Below are 20,969 nucleotides of genomic sequence, written 5' to 3'. Positions count from 1 at the left end.
CTCCACCCGGTGACCCCACCGCACCACTCCCAAGGAGCGACTCCCATGTCTCGCAGCCCCTTCAACCTCTCTCGTCGCGGTCTTCTGACTGCCATGGGCCTCGGTGCCGGCGCGGCCGGCCTCGCCGCCTGCGGCGCCCCCTCCGGCGGCGGCGACAGCGCGGAGAGCAACATCCGCGACGGCTTCACCCAGGCGGACCTCACCGTCCCCGACGAGTACAAGGACCGCACCCCGATCCTGTTCTGGGCGCCCTTCACCGGCAACAACTACGAGGTGCTCTCGGCGCAGTTCACCGCGTTCAACGAGTCCCAGGACGAGATCGTCGCGATCGCCGAGTCCGTCGGCTCCTACGCCGATCTGACCCAGAAGTTCACCGCTTCCCTCCAGGCCCGCACCGTGCCGGACATCGTGTGCTTCCCCGAGATGCAGTGGCTGCAGTTCTACCAGTCCGATGCCCTGGCACCGCTGGACGGCTACTTCGACGACGAGTGGAACCTGGACGTCTACGTCCAGAACTACGTCGCCGAGGGCAAGGCCGCCGGGGAGACCTTCACGGTGCCCTTCGCCCGCTCGACCCCGCTGTTCTACTACAACAAGACCCGCTACATCGAGGCCGGCCTGCCCGAGGAGGGCCCCGAGACCTGGGAGGACCTCGCGGCGTTCGCCCCCGAGCTCGCCAAGATCGAGGTCGAGGGCCGCCCGCTGTCCGCGATCGCCTTCGGCCCCGACGCCTGGCACGGCCAGGCCGACATCTGGGGCTTCGGCGGTGCGAACTCCACCGAGGACTTCCAGGTCACCATCAATGACGAGAAGGGCGTGGAGTGGCTCGAGTGGATGCGCAAGTTCATCCACGAGGACAAGTTCGGCTACCTCGCCCAGGCCTCCGGCACCGACTTCGCCTCCGGTCTCGCCGCCGGCTGGCGCGGCTCCACCGCCTCGCTGACCGGCCAGACCAAGGCCACCGAGGGTCTCTTCGAGATCGGCACGGCCTACATGCTGTCCAAGGAGGGCGAGCAGAAGCAGGTCCCCACCGGTGGCTCCGGGCTGCAGATGGTGCGCACCGAGTCGCAGGAGCGTCAGGACGCCTGCGCCGAGCTGTTCCGCTTCCTCGCCCAGCCGGAGAAGTCCGCCGAGTGGCACATCGGCACTGGCTATGTGCCGATCGTCCAGGCCGCGCAGGAGACCCAGGGCGTCAAGGACCTGGTCGCCGAGAACCCGAACTACGCCGTTGCGCTGAACCAGCTCGAGAACGCGCGCACCGCCGACTACCCCAACTGGAACGCCGGCGCGGTCACCGAGATCAGCGCCGCCATGGGCCAGGTGTTCGGTGACAACGCGGAGGCGAAGACGGTGCTCGACGCCCTCGCCCCGACGCTCCAGGAGGTCCTGGACGACAACCGCGAGGACTACGAGGCAGTGCAGTTCGAGGGCTGGAACTGATCCTGCCCGCAGTCACCGCGAGCGCTGCAGTCTTTCCAAGCACTGCAGTTCCCGCATGACTCCGCGGCCCCGGGTGCACGCCACCCGGGGCCGCGGCCAGCGGCCCCCGGGCCATGAATGACCAGGGCCGTGAGCCCGTACCGAGGAGAACCAGACCATGACCACCCAGCAGCCCGAGATCGTCGGCCACCGCGGCGCCGCCGCCGTGGAACCCGAGAACACGATCCTGTCCTTCCGGCGCGGAGTCACCGAGGGCTCCCAGTGGCTCGAGTGCGATGTGCACCTCAGCGCCGACGGGCAGGACGTGATCATCCACGACGCGACCCTGGACCGCACCGCGCAGCCGGACTCCCCGCTGCGCACCGGCGCGGTCGCCGACCTCACCCGCGCCCAGCTGGACCGGGTGCTCGTGGGCAAGGACGAGCACATCCCCCGCCTCTCCCAGGTGCTCGATGCGGCGGTGCGCGAGGACGGCACGCGGGTGCCGCTGCTGGTGGAGATCAAGGCCCCCGCCGCCGCGGACCTCGTGGTGCAGATCCTGCTGCAGCACTTCGACGCGGCCGCCTGGCAGGACCCAGCCGGCGCCCCCGCCTACGTGCTGTCCTTCCATGAGGAGCCGCTGCGCCGCACCGCCGAGCTCGCCCCGCAGATCCCGCTGATGCGCACCACCACGGCCACCTCCGCCGAGTGGTGGGAATCCTGCCGCGACCTGCAGGTCGCGCATGTGGGAGTGCGGATCGCCGACGCCCGTCAGGCCGACGTCGAGCGGGCCGCCGAGCTGGGCGCCAAGCTGAACCTGTGGACCGCGCGTGCCGAAGAGGAGCTCGAGCGCGCCCTCGAGCTCGGCTGCGACACGATCACCGTGGACGACCCCGCCTGGGCGTTCGCGCTGATGGCGCAGCGCGTCCCGGCCTGACCTCGGCCGGCCCGGGTGCTGCTGCGGCAGACCCGGGCCCCGTTCAGCCGCCTCACCAGCCGCCTCGCCAGTCGCCTCACTCGTCGTCCCACCCTGAGGAGCACTCCGTGCCCACCACGCTTCTGATCGTCGGCCACCGGGGGGCGGCTGATCTCGCCCCCGAGAACACCCTGCAGGCTTTCCGCCGCGGGTTGGCGAAGGGCGCGGACATGCTTGAGTGCGATGTGCACCTCAGCGCCGACGGGCAGGATGTGATCATCCACGACGCGACCCTGGACCGCACCGCGCAGCCGGATTCCCCGTTGCGCACCGGCGCGGTCGCCGACCTCACCCGCGCCCAGCTCGACGAGGTGCTGGTGGGCGAAGGTGAGCACATCCCGACTCTCGCCCAGGTTCTCGACGTGGCCGCCGCTCTGCCCCACGACCCCTCACGCCACGCCCCGGTGCTGGTGGAGATCAAGGCGGTGGAGGCCGCCGCCCGGGTGGCCGAGATCCTGCGGGAGCGCTATGAGGAGTCGGACTGGGGAGGGCTCGACTCCCCGGCCCGGGTCATCTCCTTCCGGATCGATGCGCTGCGCACCCTGCATCGCCTGGCGCCGGAGGTGCCCCGCGGCTACCTCTGCCGGGGGCTCACCCCCGAAGCGCTCGCCGACGCGGCCGAGGTCGAGGCGGAGACCCTCGCCATCCGCGCCTCCGAGCTGCGCGAGGGCGATCTGGAGAAGATCCGCGATGCCGGGATCACCCCGCTGCTCTGGGCAATGCGCGAGGAGCGGCACATCCGTCTGGCCGTGGATCTGCAGATGCTGTGGATCGGGGCCGACGATCCCGCCCGCACCCGCCGCATCGTCGAGCACCAGCAGAGCCTCTGAGCGGTGCCGACGACGTGGTGGACGGCTCGATCCGGTGCTGGTGTCACCCACGGCGGTGCACGGCGGCAGGGATCAGCTCGCGTTCTCGACCTCGATCTCCAGTCCGGCATCGGCGGGGCCGACGGTGACCAGCCAGCGGTGCTCGACGCCCTCATCGGCGTAGGCGATGCATTCGGCGTCGTAATCGGCGGCCCCGGTGTCCACGCCGTCACCGCACTGGACGTCGAGGCTCATCTCCTCCGGCCCGCGGGCCTCGGCCTCCTCCTCGAGCAGGGCGGCGAGCTCCTCGGCGCTGAGCACCTTGGTGTCATGTCCGAAGCCCCAGGTCCCCTCGAAGAGGTTCTCGCCCATCGCCTCGTCGTTGTCCTGGCCGCCCTCGTCAGGGTCATCGCTGGCCTCGCCGCCTCCGTCGCTCGGGGCCTGTCCGGGATCCGACTTCTGCTCGGAGGTCGGAGCGGCCTCGGTCGTCCCTGCGCCGGGGTCCCCGGCCGGCTCCTCGGTGCCGGCGCCTCCGCACCCGGTGATGAGGGCCGCCGCGGCGGCGATTCCCGCGAGTGGTGCCAGGAGCGGTCGGCCCCCTCGCCCTCGCACTGTGCGGGATGCACGCGATCGACCCCCTGGGCCGGTGCGCGCTGCGGTGCGTGTGCTCTCGTATCCGTTACTGGTCATCGGGATCCCCTTCCCGGGTGCTGGACCCGGTTGGCGCCCGCCCGGTCCGACGGGCATCGCACCCCGTGTCGGAGTGCAGGGGAACAGTGTGGCGCAGGTCATCCTGGGGGTCCAGGGTTCAGCCCGCATGCGCTCTCGACGACGCTGCGGCGCCGCCGGCTCTTGCCTGTCCGCGTTCTTCACGTTCGTTCCCGCTTCCGTCCCGTTCGTTCCCGTCCCGTTGGTTCTGTTCGTCTCGGTCGTTCAGTCCGCTTCCGTAACGTGCAGCTCCATCCCGTTCCGTCCCGTTCCATACTGCTCGCCCCGCTCGTCGATTCCCATCTCCCAGGAGTGTCATGACCCCGCAGTCCGTCCCCTCTCTGCCGCAGCGACCCGCGATCGTGGGCCACCGCGGCGCCTCCGCCCATGCCCCTGAGAACACCCTGCTCGCCTTCCGGAGGGCGATCGAGGATGGCGCCGAGCTGCTCGAGTGCGATGTGCACCTGAGCGCCGACGGCCAGGTGGTGGTGATGCACGACGAGACCATCGACCGCACCGCCGCCGAGGACTCGCCGCTGCGCACCGGTGCGATCGGCGAGCTCACCCGTGCGGAGCTGGACACCGTGCTGCTGGGGGAGGGGGAGCGTGTGCCCTCCCTCGCGGAGCTGCTGGAGATGACCACGGTCCCCGTCTTCATCGAGGTCAAGGTCGCCGCGGCGGCGGCGGCGGTCGCCGAGCTGCTGTGCGCGCTGCCTGCCGGGTCCCCGGCTGCCGCCTCCACCGTGATCTCGTTCCACGCCGATGCGCTCGCGGAGATCCGCCGCGGCGCGGACGTCGCCGTCTCCTATCTGGTCGGCCAGATCGACGAGCAGGCGATCACCACCGCGCGCGAGCTCGGCGCGGCGGGCATCGGGCCTGGCATCGCTGGGCTCAGCCTTCGCGCCGCCGAGGTCGTGCACGAGGCAGGGCTGGCCCTGAACCCCTGGACGGTCAACACCGCCGTGCAGCTCGACGTCGCTCTGGCGTGCGGCGTGGACACGATCACCACGGACGACCCGGCCTGGGCGCAGCGGGAGCTCGACGTCCGCCTGGGGTGAGTGACCGCGGGAGTTCGCGGCAACACCCAGGTCGGAGGGCCCCGTATGGTGCGTCAATGGTGCTTGACCTGTTAAGTCAAGAAGCTTTGACATTTTGAGTCAAGGTAGCTTGACTTGCATGTCAAGGCCCCCTTACATTTGGGGCATGAACACCACGACCCGCACCCCCGCCGCCCCCGCCCGTGCCCGCGCCAACCGCGCCTTCGCCGTCCGCTTCACCGCGGGCATGGTCCTTTTCCTCGCCGGCCTCTTCCTCTCCTTTCTCGTCCAGGACACAGGCTTCCCCGCCTGGATCCCCGCGCTCCTGGTGCTGCCCGCCATCGCCCTCATGGCGTGGGCGAACGTCGAGATGTACCGGAGCGGTGACGAGTTCGAGCGTCGCAAGATCGCCGAGGCCGTGATGCTCGCGTTCGTGATCTCCACCGGCCTGATCCTCGCCGTCGGCTTCCTGCAGTACTTCCTGCTGCCCTCGGTGAACTGGATCTTCGCCTTCGCGATCCTGATGTTCTCGTGGCTCGTGGGCACCTTCGTCTCCTCCGTCCGCTACCGCTGAGAGGGGGCAGTGATGCGCAACGATCTCAAAGCCCGCCGCGCTGAGCGACGCTGGTCCCAGGCCGAGCTCGGCAAGGCCCTCGGCGTCTCCCGGCAGACGGTGATCGCCATCGAGAACGACAAGTACGACCCGTCCCTTCCGCTCGCGTTCAAGCTCGCCGCCCTCTTCGAGTCCCCGATCGAGGAGATCTTCACGCCCGACGAAGCTGAGCCCTCCTGACCGGTTCGTTCCGAACGGGCCGCAGCACACAGATCACCCCGGCCGTGCCTGCCACGGTCGGGGTGATCTGTGCGCGCGATGCCTCGCTCCGTCAGGAGTCGGTGGACTCCTCGTCGGATCCCGATCCGGCGGGCAGCAGCGACTCGATGATCTGCTCCAGAGCGGAGGCGGAGACATCGCTGATCGCGAGCAGATCGCCCGGCTGTGTGCCGGCAGGGTCCTCGGTGCCGTTGTCGACCACGCGCACGCGGTCGGCGAGCGTGAAGACGGTCGCGCGACGTGCTCCCTGATCATTCACCGAGGTGAGCGTGGACAGGGCACGGGTGTCTTCGAGGCCCTCCAGCGACGTCACTGCAGCGACGGTCATCTCCTGAACATCTCCGTCGTCACCGGCGCTGCCGTGCGGGTCCACGAACGCTGCCAGTCGGGAGGGCAGCGAGGCGAGGGTGGGAACGCAGAAATGGTGGAAGCCGTCGGCCGCGACGAACTCCTCGAGCACCCCTCCCGGGAAGAAGTGCAGGCCAAGGGTGGTGCGTACCTGGGAAGCGACGCGCTCGATCGTCAGCAGCGCCTCCGGGGTGCGCCGCAGGGTGAGGATTCCGGCGAGACCGAGCTCAAGCTGGATCAGCCGATCACTCGGTTCGCCCTCGCCGATCAGAAGATCCCCTTCCTCCTCGCGGGCCTGGTCGGTCGGGTTCACCAGGCGCCGTGCGATGAGCCCGCGCATCGCTGTGGCGCCCGCGGTCTCACGGTGCACCTGCTCCTGGTCGAGATAGGGGCTGCCGAGGATGCGCAGCGAGGCCTCCCCGTCCAGGGCGAGGAGCTCCTCGTCGGAGAGCACCATCAGGATGTCCGGGTCCTGATCGGCGCGCTCGAGGATCGCCAGTGCTCCCGCCAGGTCTCGCTCAGTGACGACGAGCGGCGAGCTGGGGAGTGCATCGGTGGTGGGGGTGGTCATCGCGGGCTCCTGCCGAGAGGGGTGGTCACCAGGTGAAGGCGTTCTTCAGGCCGTCGGCGACATCGCCGACCTTGTCGGAGACGGTGTCTGCGACGTCGGAGACGGCATCCTTGGCGGCATCCACTCCATCGTTCCACGTGTCGCTGATGACCTCAGACGTGTTGTTCCACAGGTCCTTCGCCCCGTCGACGACATCGCCACCGAAGTCCTTGACCTGATCCCAGTTGTCGACCACCCACTTGATGCCGTCCGCCGCCATCGCGCCGCCCACCAGTACGCCGCCGATCACCTGGAGCGGAACGCCGACCACGGCGCCCACGCCGGTCATATCGCAGATCGTCCCGGCGGTGATGAGGATGCCGCCGACGGCGGTGATTCCGCCGGTGATGGCATGGAAGGTGTCGCCCTTCTTGATCGAATCGATCATCTGCCAGCCACCGGCGAGGATATCCAGGCCGGGCAGGAACTTGCCGGCGACCTTGCCGAACTTCGTGAGCCAGGGGGCCTTCTTCATGAGCCCGTCGAACATCCCGAGCTTCTTGAGGAACGCATCGTATGCCTTGCCCTTCAGCCCGCGAAGCTTCTCGAGAACCTTCTCCGGGTTCTTCTTCATGTTCGACAGGACGTCCCAGATCTTCTTCCCACCCAGGACGATGTTCTTGGCTGCGTCGATGACGCCTTTCCCGACCCCGAACAGCGTGTCCTTGAGCAGATCGAGGATGCTGTGGTCGGTCGCCTCGGAGGCCTCGTCCTGCTCCTCAGCGTGGGTGTCGAGGTCTCTGCTGTGCCGCGACAGCGAGTCGCCCAGCTGGTCGAACCGGGGGGCGGTCCGTCCGGACCACTGCTCCCGGAAGGCATCGGCATCGGTGCCCACCCAGGAAGAAGCGTCCATCACCAGCGGCTCGAGGCGAGCGCGCAGGTCTTCGAGCGAGCCCACTCGCTCTTTCAGCAGCTGCGCGTGTGAACGCAGCTGCTCGGTATCCGCCCCGAAGAACCCGGTCATCATGAACCCCCGTCGTGTCGTGAACAGCTCGCACACTAGGTCCTCCGGGGCGGCTGCGCGATGGGGAGAGGTCCCCATGGGACCTCTCCTCGCGGGGTCGGAGGGAGGGGTGCCGGTCGTAGACTTGCGGCGTGATGACCACGGATGAATCCCTGCAATCTCTGCTCCGGGCTCTCCAGCCGGGATACGAACGGCCGGTTCCGGCCGCCGGCTGGGCATCGTTCGCGCGGCGCTTCCTGCAGTCGGGAGAGATCGTGCTGTTCGCGTTCGAGGGGGAGGGGTGGACCTGGGTGGACCCCCTGCTGCTGGTCACCGATCGAAGGGCGCTCCACCTGCGTCGGGGTCTGAGGTGGAGGGTGCTGCGCGAGGTGCAGGCTGCGGAGGTCCGGGGGGCCGACTGCGCTTCCGGCACGGTGGCGGGACACGTGCGGATCCTTCTGCGTGATGGTTCCTCCCTCCGGACCCGCCAGAACGTCTCCAAGGATGAGGCGGTGGCTCAGGGCTTCGTCGACGGGGTCAACCGCCTCGTCGCCGGTGGAGGCCGCTCCGCCTCCCGCCACTGAACCCAGCACCCGCCAAGCAAGTACCTATGCCTGTCGATGCATATGTCGGGACCGGGCGATGCTGTCCGGGTATCCGCCCCCATGTCCGGACGCTTTGCTGTGACCTGCGCGACAAGCCTCCCGGAGCTGTTTTCCCAGGTGCATGGCCATGACAGTCGTCTGCATGTTCACGCATCGAACGTCCAGTGCGACTTCTGGGCGACGCCGCGTACCCTGGGCGACGCCGTGACCTCCGCTTCCGCGGAGCCCCCGTGAAATCGGGGGCCCCCGGGCCCCCTGAAAGGACCGCGATGCTCGACTCGACGCTCCAGGACACATTTGACCAGGTGCTCCGCCGCAACCCCGGCGAACCCGAGTTCCACCAGGCAGTCCGGGAGGTGTTCGAGTCGCTGGAGGTCGTCCAGTCCCGGCACCCCGAGTATCAGGATCATGGCATCCTGATGCGCCTGAGCGAGCCTGAGCGCCAGATCATCTTCCGTGTCCCCTGGGTCGATGACCAGGGCGTTGTGCAGGTCAATCGCGGTTTCCGCGTCGAGTACAACTCCGCGCTGGGCCCGTACAAGGGTGGCCTGCGGTTCCATCCGTCGGTGAACCTCGGGATCGTGAAGTTCCTCGGCTTCGAGCAGATCTTCAAGAACTCCCTGACCGGCCTGCCCATCGGCGGCGGCAAGGGCGGATCCGACTTCAATCCGGCCGGCCGCAGCGACGGCGAGGTGATGCGCTTCTGCCAGTCCTTCATGACCGAGCTGCACCGCCACATGGGCGAGTACACCGACGTCCCCGCCGGCGACATCGGCGTGGGCCCGCGCGAGATCGGCTACCTCTTCGGTCAGTACAAGCGCCTGACCAACCGCTACGAGGCGGGCGTGCTCACCGGCAAGGGCCTGGACTGGGGCGGGTCCCTCGTGCGCAAGGAGGCCACCGGCTACGGTGCGGCCATCTTCGCCGACGAGATGCTCAAGGCCCGCGGCTCCTCCTTCGACGGCCGCCGCGTCTCCGTCTCCGGCTCGGGCAATGTCGCGCTCTACGCGATCGAGAAGGCCAAGCAGCTCGGCGGCATCCCCGTCACCGCCTCCGACTCCTCCGGCTATGTGGTCGACGAGAACGGCATCGACCTCGAGCTGCTCCAGCAGGTCAAGGAGGTGGAGCGCGGTCGCATCACCGAGTACGCGGAGCGCCGCGGCAACGGTGCTCGCTTCGTCGCCGGCGGCAGCGTCTGGGACGTCCCGGTGGACATCGCTCTGCCGAGCGCCACCCAGAACGAGCTCGATGTCGACGCCGCCCGCACCCTGGTCAAGAACGGCGTGCTGGCCGTCTCCGAGGGCGCGAACATGCCCTCCACGCCGGAAGCTGTCAGCGTGTTCCGTGCGGCCGATGTGGCCTTCGGTCCCGGCAAGGCGGCGAACGCCGGTGGTGTTGCCACCTCCGCTCTGGAGATGCAGCAGAATGCGAGCCGCGACGCGTGGAGCTTCGAGCACACCGAGCAGCGCCTCACCCAGATCATGAAGGGCATCCACGCCACCTGCCTGGAGACCGCCGATGAGTTCGGCCGCCCCGGCGACTACGCACTGGGCGCCAATGTCGCAGGCTTCCGCAAGGTGGCCGACGCGATGATCGCCTTCGGCGTGATCTGAGCCGACCCTGAGCTGATCCGGGCCGAACCGCCCGGGCCTGGCCTGTGCCTGACGCGAATGCGCGCTGTGCCTCCACTCGTGGAAGCGCGGCGCGCATTCGCATTCGGCTGCCGAGGTGCGGGCCGAGGCGTCAGGTGACCGTCACGGTGAGCTCGATCGGGTCGATGTCGCGGGGCCCCTGGTCGCAGTCCTCAGCGATCTCGGTGCGGTAGCAGTGCACGATCCGTACGGTCGAGGTGCCGGGCGCGAGTCCGGTGAGCTCGACGGCGTAGGGGAACTCTCCGCCGGTCCCGCCGGTGTCCCGGCGCTCCGGCACGCCGAACACCTCGCTGTTCATGAGCACGCGGGCCATGACGACGCCGTCATCCACCCTGCCGTTCTCCCTCGAGACGCCCTCCGCGGCGGGGACCGCGCCCCAGTCGTCGCCCACGCCCGGCGACCAGTCGCCGAGGGCCACCTGGGCCGTCTCGCCGACCTCGATCGACACCTCGTCCGTGCCCTCGGGCAGCAGGTCAGGGTCCAGCAGATAGCAGCTGGTCAGCATCAGGACCGCCGCGGCCGCTGCCGCCAGGCGGAGGGGCCGCGCGCTGCCCCGTCGAAGGCATCGTCGATCGCCGCCCGGGCAGGCCTGCTGCGGCGCCGTCGTCGCATCGCGTCGTCCCATGTGCGCTCCCCTCGAGCATGTCGTACGAGCTGCTGGCAGGCGACCCCCATCGCCCCGCACAGAATACCTGCCGGATGTGACCCGGGGCACTCCGCCGTTGCTGAGAACAGTTCTCAGGAACTGCTACTGTCCTGCCTATGATTCAGATGAGAACCATTGTCATGAAGCGTCGTGCCGTCGTGCTCCTCAGCGCCGGGATGCTCGCACTCTCCGCCTGCGGCGGGATGGCCGGCGGAGGAGAGGACGGGGCCGGCGGCGGGGCGTCCGACGGCGGCGCGGCCGGCGGAGAGGCGGCGCCGGCGACCGATCGCACCGAGGTGGGCGCCCTCTCCCCGCGCATCGTTCTCGCCCACGACGGCGGCGTGACCACGATCGACTCCTCCGACGGCAGCACCGTCGGCAGCACCGACGTCACGGGCTACGCCCGGCTGAACCCCGCCGGGGATGGCCGCCACGTCGCCGTCAGCGCCTCCGGCACCATCACCATGTACGACACCGGCCTGCTCGCCCAGGGCCACGGCGACCACTTCCATTACTACGTCCAGGATCCTGCTCTCACCGACCTGTCCATCCCGGCGCCGATGCCCGGCCACGTGGTCTCCCACGGGGACCGCACCGCCCTGTTCGCCGACGGCACCGGCGACATCACCCTCATCGACCCCACCGCGCTGGTCGACGGCGACCTCGGGATCCTCGAGGAGACCAGCACCGAGGCACCGCACCACGGCGTCGCGGTGCCGCTCTCCGACGGGGGCCTGATCGTCACCCAGGGCACCGAGGACGAGCGCCACACGGTGCAGGCGCTCGACGCCGACGGGAACGTCACCGCCGAGACCGACGACTGCCCCGGCGTGCACGGCGAAGCCTCTGCGAAGCCCACGGAATCCGGCGACGTGATCAGCCTGGGCTGCGAGAACGGCTCCGTGGTCTACCGCGACGGGGAGTTCCACAAGGTCGCGATCGACGGCGACTTCCAGCGCTCCGGCAACCAGAAGGGTCACGAGGACTCGTCGATCGTGCTCGCCGATCACAAGGTCGAGGCCGATCCCGAGGGCGGTGCCGAGCACCCCACCGAGATCGCCCTGATCGACACCAGTGACAACACCCAGCAGATCGTGGACCTGGGCTCGGAGTACTGGTTCCGCTCCCTGGACCGCGGTCCTCACGGCGAGGCCCTGGTGCTCACCGCCGATGGCGAGCTGAACATCCTGGATCCCGAGACCGGCGAGATGCTCCACGAGGTCCCCGTGACGGGCGAATGGAGCGAGCCGGAGAACTGGCAGGAGGCCGGGCCCATGCTGGCCGTGGCCGACGGCACCGCCTTCGTCGTCGACCCCGCAGCGCAGAAGCTCACGATGGTCGACGTCAAAAGCGGCGAGATCTACCGCGAGCTGGAGCTGCCCGTGGTGCCGCACGAGATCCAGGTGACCACCGGTACCGCGTCCGGCGAGTACGAGATCTCGCCCGGAGCGGACGAGCACGAGGGCCACGAGCAGGAGGGCGGCGAGGCGAGCGACGCTGGTGGCCATGAAGACCACCACCACGAGGGCGGCGACCACGAGGGTCACGACCACTGACCCGGCGCTCCTCAGCCCGCTGAGCTCAGCGCCAGCTCCCATGCGCCGATCTCGATCACGGCCCCGCCCTCCACTCCGGCTTTCAGGTCGAAGGGGGCGGGGCTGGGATCGCTGCCGTCGGACGCGGCGAGCTCGACGGGCAGCGGCGCCCCGCCCGAGTCGAGGCGGATGCTCAGCGTCTGCGGAGTCTCCTGATCGGCCGCGGTGCGATAGTCGGGCCAGTACAGACCCGAGCTCGCGGTGCCTCCAGGGACGAGCCCGACGCCACCCTCCGGCTGCACGGCAGCCTCGAGGTGGGTGAGCGGTTCCGGGCGCAGGTCGATCTGCTCGGCACCCTGTTCGAGGGTCAGCTCCGGGACGCCGCGCAGCGCGCAGGCCTCGTCGCCGACGTTCGTCGCGGTGAGCGTCGCCGCCGAGTTGCCGGTCCACCCATCCCAGCCCCCGGCCACGACCTGCAGCGACTCGGGATCGCAAGCAGGGAGGCCGGCGGCCTCCACGGCGGGAGCGGCGGGGATCCCAGCGTTCGGGGACTTCTCCGGTGCGGGGCCTCCGCTGCCAGGACCATCGTCCCCGGCGCTGCCGCTCGCCATCGGCGATTCGGATCCCGGGTCCCCACCCGGGGTCACGCCGGCGGCAGGGTCGGAATACTGCCAGGCATCTGCGGCGGGGGCGTCGACCGGCCAGGCGGCGAACACCCCGAGCGTCAAGATCGCGGTGATGGCGAGAGGCATGCTGATCCGGCGCGCGGTGGGAACGGGGGGCGACGGTTCCGAACCGCTGCTCCTCTGCTCAGCAGAGCGCATGGCGGTGACCTCGGCAGCTGCCTGCCGGGGGAGCAGCCGGCCCGCGACGGTGATCCCGGTCGCGAGCAGCGTGCACAGCGCCGGAACCCCCAGCAGGGGAGTGCCCACCACCAGGACACTCCCCAGGAACACCATGGGATGCAGGGCGAACAGTCCGAGTGCCACCAACGGGGCCCCCACGCCGATGCTCGCCAGCCAGTACGCCCCGCGATCAGAGGCGGCACCGGGACGCATCCATCGCCACGCTCCGAGAACGGCGACGGCGGCTGCGATGCCCGCCACTGCGAGACCGAGCGGCCTCGAGGCGGCGATCGCGACCCATCCGGCAGCGGTGAGCAGGGCAGCGGCCAGGAGCAGCACCCCGACCAGGCGGCCGAACCGCGCCGCACGATGCCGCCGCGATGGCCGCGCAGGTGAAGGAACAGGTGAAGGAGCCGAGCGCTCGGCTAAGCCGGCCTCGGCCGGCACCGGCCGGGCAGAGACCAGGTGCCCAGCGAGGAACCAACCGATGAGCGAGGCGATCCCGGCCGCGGCGGTGACGGCGAGGTAGTGGCGTCGGGCGTCGATCCACAGATCAGTGCAGGTGGTGTCGTTGCAGTCGAAAGCCCAGGCCGGGGAATCACCGAGACGGCTCGCCCAGACCCCGATCACGAGCAGCACCGCGAACCCCGTGAGCATCAGCACGGTGGCGAGGATTCCGACCGCGGCAGGGTGGGACGCAGCGGTGCGGCGCACAGCGTGTGCGGGGCGTGGAGGGAGCGGTCGGGGCACGTTCGCAAGCTATCCGAGGAACAGCCGGCCTTCTGGCCGGCCACCAGGACCTGCACCTCTCGCACACGGACCCTCCACCGCCGCAGCCCCGGGGGCGGACCGTTCACCTCCGGCAGCGTGCCCCAGAGCTCAGAAGCCCAGCTGCTCCGCTCGGGCGATGACCGCCTCGGCCATCGCGACGGTCTGATCCACGTACGCCTCGCCGAACAGCTTCACATGGGCCAGCAGCCCGAAGAACAGGTGGGCGGGGAGGTCCTGCTCCCAGCCGCGGGGCAGCGGGTGCTCGGCGACGTAGCCCTCGAAGATCTCCTCGAGGTGCGGCGCATCGAACAGGGACAGCATCGCGAGGTCCTCGAGCCGGTGGCCGCCGTGGGCAGCGGGGTCGATGAGGGTCGCGCCGTCGGCGGTCCACAGCAGATTGCCCGACCACAGGTCGCCGTGAACTCGGGACGGCTCCTCGGTGCCCTGCCCGCTGATGCCGTCGAAGGCGCCGTCGGCGATCAGATCGATGGCTTCATCGACGGTGTCGTGGCCGTCGGCGCCGAGCACGCGGGTGACTGAGTCGGCGAGCGGGCGCAGGCGGTCCTCGGCCCAGAACTCGACGAAATCTGTGCGTGGTGCGGTCTCGACCGCGAAGGGGCTCTCAAGGGGGCCGAAGTAGGCGGGATCGGCGGGGGCCCAGCCGAAGGCCTCCGCGCCGGCATCGTGCAGGCGGGCGAGCCCGCGGCCCAGCTCGCGGGCAGCCTCGGGGGTGGGCGGGACAGAGTCCAACCGCTCCAGGTGCAGGGCGTTCTTTTCCTCCGCGAGCACTTCGACGACCGGCACCACCTGGGGCTCTGCGAGCCAGCGCAGTCCAGCGGCCTCGGCCGCCACATAGCCCTTGGGGGCGCTCTCGGCATGCTTCACGAAGTCATTCATGGGCCCACCGTACGCAGAGCCCCCACCGAAAGCGCCACCCGGGGTGTCGCGAGGCACTGTGGCGGCATCGCGAGCGGTCACCGGTGCGGGTCCGACGCACCACTCCTCAGACGCTGATTCCCAGTGTCGCCGCGAGGGTGCGCCGCAGCGTCGGCAGCACCCGTGCATGCATGGAGCGGGTCGAGGCGCGGGAGGCGACATGCACCAGCATCGCGCTGCGCTCGTAGGCGGTCCAGGCCCGCATCCGCCGGCGCAGGGAAGCCACATCGGACACTGAGGCGGGCAGCTCTCCGCGCTCGCCGCGGGCCTGCACATAAGCCCGCACGAAGCGGTCGACCTGCTCCTCGGCCAGCGGCACGTACCAGGGCCCGCCGTGCACGGCGCCGCCGAGAATCGCGAGGTCCCGGGCAGGATCGTCGCCCTGCGCCCACTCGAAGTCGATGTACTGCACCCGTGGTGCGCCGGTGACCGGGTCGCTGCCGTGCCAGAGGATGTTCGTCGAGCAGAGATCACCGTGGGCCAGCACGTACCCGTCCAGCTGTGCGATCTCGTCGTCGACGGCGGCGACCTCCGCGCGCGAGGCCTCAAGCAGGGGGCCGAGCACGTGCTCCTGGATCGCTGCGCCATGGGACTGCTGCCAGGACTCGAACTCCGCCTCGACCTCGGGCAGCAGCGGCTGCGGCCCCGGGGTCACCGCCGCCCAGGGGTCCGCCCCCAGCGACACCGGCCCGCGGCCCGGGGCGGGCACGGCATGAAGCTGCGCGAGATGCGCGGCATGAGCCTGCAGATGCGCGCCGGTCCAGGTCGTCGGCGAGGCGGCGATCCCCGGGATCTCGGAGGTCACCACATACGGATGGCCGATCGGGCTGGTCGCGGGATCATCGTGGACGGCGATGGGTTCCGGGCCCACCTCAGCGGGCAGCAGGGTCAGCGCCGCGATCTCATAGGCCAGATCCTGATGCAGCTCCGCGGAGGTGACGTGCGGAATCCTCACGATCACCGGTGCGTTCTGCTGCGGGATGACCCGCCAGGCGGCGAAGCGCTCGCCGACGCCCGCGAGCGTGACCCGGGCCTGCCCCGACAGCGACGCCGGCAGCACCGACTTGTGCAGCCCGGGCAGCCGCACGGGGGAGGCGTCCTCTCGCAGGGGCAGCACCAGTGTGCCCTCGCGCCAGACCTCCGCCAGCAGCTCGCCCATCGCGGCGGAGGCGGGATCCAGCGGTGTGGAGGGTGGTTCTCCCTGGTGGGGGACCATCGGGGCTCCTCGTGGTCGGTGCTCTGATCCTACCGGCGGCGGAGGAGTCTCACCGGAGATGCGCGCGGTTTAGCATGGTCAGGCACCCCCGAGGGCCCGGGAGGGCCCGCCTGGCCCGGCTGCCTGGCCGCCGGGGGCTTCGCCGTCCGGGCCCGTCGGCCCGCCGCTCCGTCTCCTGCAAGGACACCGCCCATGGAACTCGCCCTGCTCGCCATCGTCGTGGGCGTCGGCGTGGGGATCGTGGTGGGGGCGCTTGGTGCCGGTGGCGGCATCCTCGCAGTGCCGGTGCTGGTCTTCCTGCTGGGCATGCCGACCCATGCCGCGACCGCATCGAGCCTGATCATCGTGCTGATCACCGCGCTCTTCAGCCTCCCGCACCATGCCCGGCACGGGAACGTGGAATGGAAGAACGGGCTGGTGTTCGCGGGGGTCTCGGTGGTGGGTGCGGTCGTCGGCTCCCGGCTGTCGGCGCTGGTGCCTGCACAGGTGCTGCTCACCCTGTTCGGGGTGATGCTGGTGGGCGTCGCGATCGCGATGCTGCGGCGCGCGCTGCGCACCCGCCGTGCTGAGCGTGATGAGGCCGCTGCTCATGGCTCACACGGTGCGCGCGAGACCGACGAGCCGGTGGCGGTCCACGACGATCCGGTGCTGGACCAGCCCGGCCCGGACACCGTCGAGACCGCGGACGGCATCCATCACCACCACGGCGAGCCCGAACTGCCACTGCTGCCCGCCCCGGCCCCTGCGCCCCGGACGCTGGTGGTGATCGCCGCCGCGACCCTCACCGGCTTCCTGACCGGCTTCTTCGGCGTGGGCGGCGGGTTCATCGTGGTGCCGATGCTGGTCATCGCGCTGGGCCTGGCGATGCGCCACGCCTCCGGGACCAGCCTGCTGGTGATGATCATCGCGACAGCGACGAGCCTGCTGGCCAGGCTCGGCACGGACGTCCAGATCGATTGGACGATCACCCTGATCTTCGCCGCCGGCTCCGCGGTGGGAGGGATCCTCGGTGGCCCGCTCTCGGCGAAGGCCCGCCCCTCCACGCTCACGCTGCTGTTCTCGGTGCTGCTCGGCGGCGTGGCCGCAGTGACCCTCGTGCAGACCCTGCTGCTGGGCTGAGCAAGTCTGAGCTGGGCTGAGCCGGGCCGGCGGGGAAGCGCGCGAGGCCCAGCTGTCGAGGCGGATACTGGGCGCATGCCCGACAGCTCCGCGCCCGACAGCTCCGCGCCCGACAGCTCCGCGCCCGCCACCTCAGCGCCCGACAGCTCAACGTCCGCCACCTCAGCGCCGGACGCCTCAGCGTCCGCCACCCCGCGCCGCACCCGCGCTCACCCGCGCAGCGACCGCCCGTCTTCCCTCATCAGGTCACGCTGACCCTGCTCGCCGTGGAGGACGCCCCGGTGCTCGCGGAACTCGAGACCCGCAATCGCGAGCAGCTGATGGCCGGTGCTCCGGCCCGGGCGGAGGGATGGTTCACCGAGGCCGGGCAGCGCACGGCGATCGCCCACGCCGTGGCCGACCGGGAGGCAGGCGGCGGTCTCCCGTTCACCATCCGGCTCGAGGACAAGGGGGCGACGAGGATCGTGGGCCGCCTCAACCTCTCGACCATCATCCGCGGGGCCTTCGAGTCGGCCTCGCTCGGCTACTGGGTCGACACGGACGTCACCGGCCGCGGCGTCGCCACCCACGCGGTGCAGAGCGCGATCGCCGTGGCCTTCGGCGGCCTGGGCCTGCACCGGCTCCAGGCCGAGGTGAAGGTCGGCAACGAGGCCTCGGTGCGCGTGCTCGAGTACTGCGGCTTCACCGAGTACGGCCTGGCGAAGGACTATCTCCGGCTCGGCGGTGACTGGGCGGACTGTCGCCTGTTCCAGCTGATCGAACCGCACTGGCAGCCAACCGCCCCGGGCTCCGCCTGATCCGCGTCCCGGCCCCCGCCGCACTCAGCCCCGCCTGGCTCCGGCCTGACCCGCCCCCACCTCACCCAGCCCCGCCGCATTCAGTCTCGCCTGACCTGATCCGCCTCGTGGCCCAGCTGGCATGTCGAGTACGGGCGACAGAGAGCACGCTCCGGATATATGACCAGAGCGTGCTCTCTAGCGCCAGTACTCGACGGCAGGGCCGGAGCCGGGGCCGGTGCCGGAACCGGGGGTGGTGCCGGTGCCGGTGCCAGGGCCGGAGCCGGTGCCGGTGCCGGGGCCGGGGCCGGTGGTGGGAGCGGCGACGGTGCGCACCGCGTCGTTGATCAGTCGAGCTGCGGCGCGGGCGGTGCGCCCGTCGATGTCCAGGGAGGGGTTCAGCTCCACCACGTCGAGCAGGGCGAGCTTCCCGCTGCTGGCGGCGGCGCGCACGGCCGCAGCGATCAGCGGCAACGGCACCCCGTAGGCAGCCGGCGCCGAGACCCCCGGGGCCACGGCCGCGGGCAGCACGTCCAGGTCGATGGTCAGGTAGAGCACGTCCAGGTCAGCGGCGAACCCCTCGACGAAGCGCGCGATCCCCTCGGCTCCCGCAGCGAGGCACTGCTCATCGGTCCACCACTGCACGCCGAGCTGCTCGGCCCTGGCGAACAGCGCTCCCGTGTTGGACGGCTCGGCGATCCCGAGCACCGCGTAGGCCAGCTCACGGCCGGCAGCCTGCTCGGCCGCCGCCATCTGCGCGAAGGGGGTGCCGGAGGTGGGGCGAGGCTCCTCGCGCAGGTCGAAGTGGGCATCGAGGTTCAGCACTCCCCAGCGCTGTCCCGCGCTGGGCCCGATCTCAGAGCTGACCAGACCGTTGTACGAGGACCAGGCCGTCTCGTGCCCGCCCCCGAGCACCACCGTCAGCCGGGAGCCGGGACGGTCCAAGCCCTGCGCGGTGAGGGCCGCGGCCGCGGCCTGCCCACCCTCGAGGTCCTCGCCGATCGTCTCGGCATCGCCGAGGTCGTGCAGGCCCATCTCGCCGCGGGCGAGGGGCCCGTGCAGGGCCAGCGGTGACAGGGCGCGGCGCAGCGCGGCAGGCCCGTCGGCCGCTCCGACTCGGCCGCGGTTGCGGCGCACCCCCTCGTCGGAGCGGAAGCCGAGCAGCGCGATGTGAGCGGAGGCGGCATCCGCCGCTCCGGGACCGGCGACGCTGCGGACCACCTGGTGCCAGCGGGCGTGCTGGGGGCCGTTGCCGTCATTCCGGCCGGACCAGGCGCTGTCAGCGTCGGGAGAGTTCGTCATCGGGGCTCCTCGTCTGCGCACCAGGGAGTAGGTTCGCCCATCATGGCACCCGGCCTGGGTGAACGACCTGCCAGAGCACGAGACTGGGTCCGGCCCACCGGACAACGCCGACCGACGGTCCTGCGCATCCCGGTGCACCACCAGCACGATCCTTGCCGATCTGATCGAGGGAGAGACGATGACCCAGCGAGAGCGGCACGGCGCGGCGCAGGAACGACGGCGGCTCGGCAGCAGCGACGAGCCCGTCGAGGACGCCCTGGCCGAGGAGTTCGAGAACACGGTCACGGAGGGTGCGAACCGCCTGAACCGCACCTGGCGGGCGTTGGTGATCACCGGGCTGTTCGGCGGGATCGATGTGGGCCTGGGGCTGCTGGCGATGCTCGCAGTGCTGGATGCGACGGGGTCGAAGCTGCTGGGCGGCCTCGCCTTCGGCATCGGCCTCTATGCACTGCGGCTCGCGCACTCGGAGCTGTTCACCGAGGACTTCCTGGTCCCGATCAATGCCATCGCTGCCGGGCACGGGACCTGGTGGCAGCTGCTGCGGCTGTGGGTGACGACCCTGATCACCAACCTCGCCGGGGGCTGGGCGTTCACCTGGGTCGTGGTGGCAGCTTTTCCTCGGTTCGACGATGAGCTGATCGAGGCGAGCACGAGCTACATGGAGAAGGGTCTGACCCTGGAGACGGCCGCCCTCGCAGTGCTCGCCGGATTCACGATCACCTTGGTCGCCCGCATGAACCAGGGCTCGAGCGCGGGTATTGCGACACTCGCGAACTCACTCATCTCGGGGCTGCTGGTGGTGGGACTGGGCATGCTCCACGGGGCGCTGAGCTCGGCGGTGATCTTCGGGGCGATGCACGCAGGCGCCGAGGCCACCTACCTCGAGTGGCTGATCTGGTTCGCCTGGGTGATCCCGCTGAACATGGCCGGCGGCCTGGTGATGCTCACGCTCCCGCGCCTGGTGCGCACCTGGGAGCTCGTCACGGAGGAGCGCGCCTCGCAGCGCGCCGCGACGGGAGGTTCCGTGGCGGACTGAGCCCGGAGGAGCCCAGGGAGTGGCATCCTTGCGGATCATGGCACCACCGAAAGTCCCAGCGGCCGACGCGACGCTGCGTCTGCTGACCTTCCTCGCCTCCCGCAGTTCCCCGGTCCCGGCCGCGCAGCTCGCCGCGCAGCTCGCCCTGCCCCGCTCGCGCACCTACGACCTGCTGACCACCCTCGTGGAGCATGGCTACGTGATGCATCTGGAGCAGGAGCGGCTGTACGGGCTGGGGCCCGCCGCGCAGGTGCTCTCCGGTGCCTACCTGCGCCAGGAGCCGCTGGCGAGGATCGGCCGCCGCGTGATCGAGGCAATGGTCGACGAGGTCGGCGAGTCGGGCCACCTCGCGGTGCTGCACGGCCGCGACGTGCTCTACGTGATCGAGGAGCGGGCCCGGAGCCGACCCAGCCTGGTCACCGACGTCGGTGTGCGGATCTCCGCCCACCTCACCGCGAGCGGCCGCGCGATCCTCGCCGAGCTCCCGCCCGCCCAGCTGCGCGCCCTGTTCGGCACGCGGGACGACTTCACCTCCCGCACCACGGTGCCGGGACCGGAGAGCCCCAAGGACCTGCGCGAGCTCCTCACCCGGGTGCGGGCCGATGGGGTCGCCCACGAGACCGGGGAGGTCACCGAGGAGCTCGCCTCAGTGGCGGCGGTCGTGCACGACCATGCCGGCTGGCCCGCCGCCGCGGTGGCGATCACCTTCGAGGAGTCACGGACCCCCGTGGAGGTGCGTGATCGGTGCACGGCCGCGGTGCGCGCAGCGGCCGAGGAGATCACCCGCAGGCTCGGCGGGCGGCGCTCGGTCGTTGGTGTATAGCCGTCCCGAGCGCTGAAGGCGATGA

21 protein-coding genes are annotated in these 20,969 nt (G+C 70.6%); 13 read left to right on the top strand and 8 right to left on the bottom strand.

The window, feature by feature from the left end; genetic code table 11:
* The first annotated feature begins 45 nt into the window (after window positions 1–45).
* The 3 genes from ACT3T9_RS05880 to ACT3T9_RS05870 all read left to right on the top strand — a co-directional run bounded on the left by ACT3T9_RS05880 (window position 46) and on the right by ACT3T9_RS05870 (window position 3,225).
* Window positions 46–1,440 carry an ABC transporter substrate-binding protein gene (locus ACT3T9_RS05880; RefSeq protein WP_444502829.1) on the top strand — a complete coding sequence of 465 codons (1,395 nt, stop codon included), beginning with the start codon at window positions 46–48 and terminating at the stop codon, window positions 1,438–1,440.
* Window positions 1,441–1,597: 157 nt separating this feature from the next.
* Window positions 1,598–2,356, top strand: a complete 759-nt coding sequence (locus tag ACT3T9_RS05875; RefSeq protein ID WP_444502828.1) for a glycerophosphodiester phosphodiesterase — start codon at window positions 1,598–1,600, stop codon at window positions 2,354–2,356.
* 107 nt (window positions 2,357–2,463) lie between these two features.
* The gene (locus tag ACT3T9_RS05870; protein WP_444606136.1) at window positions 2,464–3,225 is read left to right on the top strand and encodes a glycerophosphodiester phosphodiesterase; all 762 of its coding nucleotides are present in this window, start codon (window positions 2,464–2,466) and stop codon (window positions 3,223–3,225) included.
* Between the two features lie 72 nt (window positions 3,226–3,297).
* On the opposite strand, the gene ACT3T9_RS05865 is transcribed toward ACT3T9_RS05870, so the two are convergent.
* Complete coding sequence (locus ACT3T9_RS05865) at window positions 3,298–3,894, bottom strand: hypothetical protein (protein ID WP_444502826.1); 597 nt, start codon at window positions 3,892–3,894, stop codon at window positions 3,298–3,300.
* 335 nt (window positions 3,895–4,229) lie between these two features.
* Between ACT3T9_RS05865 and ACT3T9_RS05860 the strand changes: the two genes are divergently transcribed.
* The 3 genes from ACT3T9_RS05860 (at window position 4,230) to ACT3T9_RS05850 (ending at window position 5,742) form a co-directional block, all read left to right on the top strand.
* Complete coding sequence (locus ACT3T9_RS05860) at window positions 4,230–4,970, top strand: glycerophosphodiester phosphodiesterase (protein WP_444502146.1); 741 nt, start codon at window positions 4,230–4,232, stop codon at window positions 4,968–4,970.
* A gap of 145 nt (window positions 4,971–5,115) precedes the next feature.
* A complete protein-coding gene (locus ACT3T9_RS05855) occupies window positions 5,116–5,523 on the top strand; it encodes a hypothetical protein (protein ID WP_345075772.1) in 408 nt (135 codons plus the stop codon).
* 12 nt (window positions 5,524–5,535) lie between these two features.
* Window positions 5,536–5,742 (top strand): helix-turn-helix transcriptional regulator, encoded by a 207-nt coding sequence (locus ACT3T9_RS05850; protein WP_345075771.1) that lies wholly within the window; start codon window positions 5,536–5,538, stop codon window positions 5,740–5,742.
* Between the two features lie 91 nt (window positions 5,743–5,833).
* On the opposite strand, the gene ACT3T9_RS05845 is transcribed toward ACT3T9_RS05850, so the two are convergent.
* Both ACT3T9_RS05845 and ACT3T9_RS05840 read right to left on the bottom strand, forming a co-directional pair.
* Entirely contained in the window at window positions 5,834–6,700 is an 867-nt protein-coding gene (locus ACT3T9_RS05845; RefSeq protein ID WP_441444500.1) for a hypothetical protein, read from the bottom strand.
* Between the two features lie 25 nt (window positions 6,701–6,725).
* Window positions 6,726–7,781: a WXG100 family type VII secretion target gene (locus ACT3T9_RS05840; protein ID WP_345075768.1), complete on the bottom strand. Its 1,056-nt coding sequence runs from the start codon at window positions 7,779–7,781 to the stop codon at window positions 6,726–6,728.
* A gap of 53 nt (window positions 7,782–7,834) precedes the next feature.
* Between ACT3T9_RS05840 and ACT3T9_RS05835 the strand changes: the two genes are divergently transcribed.
* On the top strand, window positions 7,835–8,266 hold the full coding sequence (locus ACT3T9_RS05835; RefSeq protein WP_444606135.1) for a hypothetical protein: 432 nt from the start codon (window positions 7,835–7,837) through the stop codon (window positions 8,264–8,266).
* A gap of 290 nt (window positions 8,267–8,556) precedes the next feature.
* On the top strand, window positions 8,557–9,900 hold the full coding sequence (gene gdhA / locus ACT3T9_RS05830; RefSeq protein ID WP_441446173.1) for an NADP-specific glutamate dehydrogenase: 1,344 nt from the start codon (window positions 8,557–8,559) through the stop codon (window positions 9,898–9,900).
* 130 nt (window positions 9,901–10,030) lie between these two features.
* On the opposite strand, the gene ACT3T9_RS05825 is transcribed toward gdhA, so the two are convergent.
* Window positions 10,031–10,564: a hypothetical protein gene (locus ACT3T9_RS05825; protein WP_441446172.1), complete on the bottom strand. Its 534-nt coding sequence runs from the start codon at window positions 10,562–10,564 to the stop codon at window positions 10,031–10,033.
* A gap of 146 nt (window positions 10,565–10,710) precedes the next feature.
* On the opposite strand from ACT3T9_RS05825, the gene ACT3T9_RS05820 reads away from it, so the two are divergent.
* Window positions 10,711–12,141 carry a hypothetical protein gene (locus tag ACT3T9_RS05820; RefSeq protein WP_442332046.1) on the top strand — a complete coding sequence of 477 codons (1,431 nt, stop codon included), beginning with the start codon at window positions 10,711–10,713 and terminating at the stop codon, window positions 12,139–12,141.
* 11 nt (window positions 12,142–12,152) lie between these two features.
* On the opposite strand, the gene ACT3T9_RS05815 is transcribed toward ACT3T9_RS05820, so the two are convergent.
* The 3 genes from ACT3T9_RS05815 to ACT3T9_RS05805 form a co-directional block, all read right to left on the bottom strand.
* The gene (locus ACT3T9_RS05815; protein ID WP_444606134.1) at window positions 12,153–13,715 is read right to left on the bottom strand and encodes a DUF4232 domain-containing protein; all 1,563 of its coding nucleotides are present in this window, start codon (window positions 13,713–13,715) and stop codon (window positions 12,153–12,155) included.
* Between the two features lie 129 nt (window positions 13,716–13,844).
* Window positions 13,845–14,633: a fructosamine kinase family protein gene (locus tag ACT3T9_RS05810; RefSeq protein ID WP_444606133.1), complete on the bottom strand. Its 789-nt coding sequence runs from the start codon at window positions 14,631–14,633 to the stop codon at window positions 13,845–13,847.
* Window positions 14,634–14,739: 106 nt separating this feature from the next.
* Window positions 14,740–15,888 carry a phosphotransferase family protein gene (locus tag ACT3T9_RS05805; RefSeq protein ID WP_441446168.1) on the bottom strand — a complete coding sequence of 383 codons (1,149 nt, stop codon included), beginning with the start codon at window positions 15,886–15,888 and terminating at the stop codon, window positions 14,740–14,742.
* Between the two features lie 192 nt (window positions 15,889–16,080).
* On the opposite strand from ACT3T9_RS05805, the gene ACT3T9_RS05800 reads away from it, so the two are divergent.
* Window positions 16,081–17,007 (top strand): sulfite exporter TauE/SafE family protein, encoded by a 927-nt coding sequence (locus tag ACT3T9_RS05800; protein WP_442332048.1) that lies wholly within the window; start codon window positions 16,081–16,083, stop codon window positions 17,005–17,007.
* Between the two features lie 251 nt (window positions 17,008–17,258).
* Complete coding sequence (locus ACT3T9_RS05795; RefSeq protein WP_444606157.1) at window positions 17,259–17,804, top strand: GNAT family N-acetyltransferase; 546 nt, start codon at window positions 17,259–17,261, stop codon at window positions 17,802–17,804.
* 177 nt (window positions 17,805–17,981) lie between these two features.
* On the opposite strand, the gene hutG is transcribed toward ACT3T9_RS05795, so the two are convergent.
* The gene (gene hutG / locus ACT3T9_RS05790) at window positions 17,982–19,085 is read right to left on the bottom strand and encodes a formimidoylglutamase (protein ID WP_442332050.1); all 1,104 of its coding nucleotides are present in this window, start codon (window positions 19,083–19,085) and stop codon (window positions 17,982–17,984) included.
* A gap of 178 nt (window positions 19,086–19,263) precedes the next feature.
* Here hutG and ACT3T9_RS05785 point away from each other — a divergent pair, with 178 nt between their 5' ends.
* Window positions 19,264–20,121: a formate/nitrite transporter family protein gene (locus ACT3T9_RS05785; RefSeq protein WP_441446164.1), complete on the top strand. Its 858-nt coding sequence runs from the start codon at window positions 19,264–19,266 to the stop codon at window positions 20,119–20,121.
* A 37-nt stretch (window positions 20,122–20,158) separates the two neighbouring features.
* A complete protein-coding gene (locus tag ACT3T9_RS05780; RefSeq protein ID WP_441446163.1) occupies window positions 20,159–20,944 on the top strand; it encodes an IclR family transcriptional regulator in 786 nt (261 codons plus the stop codon).
* Window positions 20,945–20,969: the final 25 nt, after the last annotated feature.

The sequence above is a fragment of the Brachybacterium sp. AOP29-B2-41 genome (assembly GCF_052378395.1).
Classification (GTDB): Bacteria; Actinomycetota; Actinomycetes; order Actinomycetales; family Dermabacteraceae; genus Brachybacterium.
The sequence above is the reverse complement of the archived record's forward strand: the minus strand, read 5'-3'. Positions and strand labels throughout refer to the sequence as shown.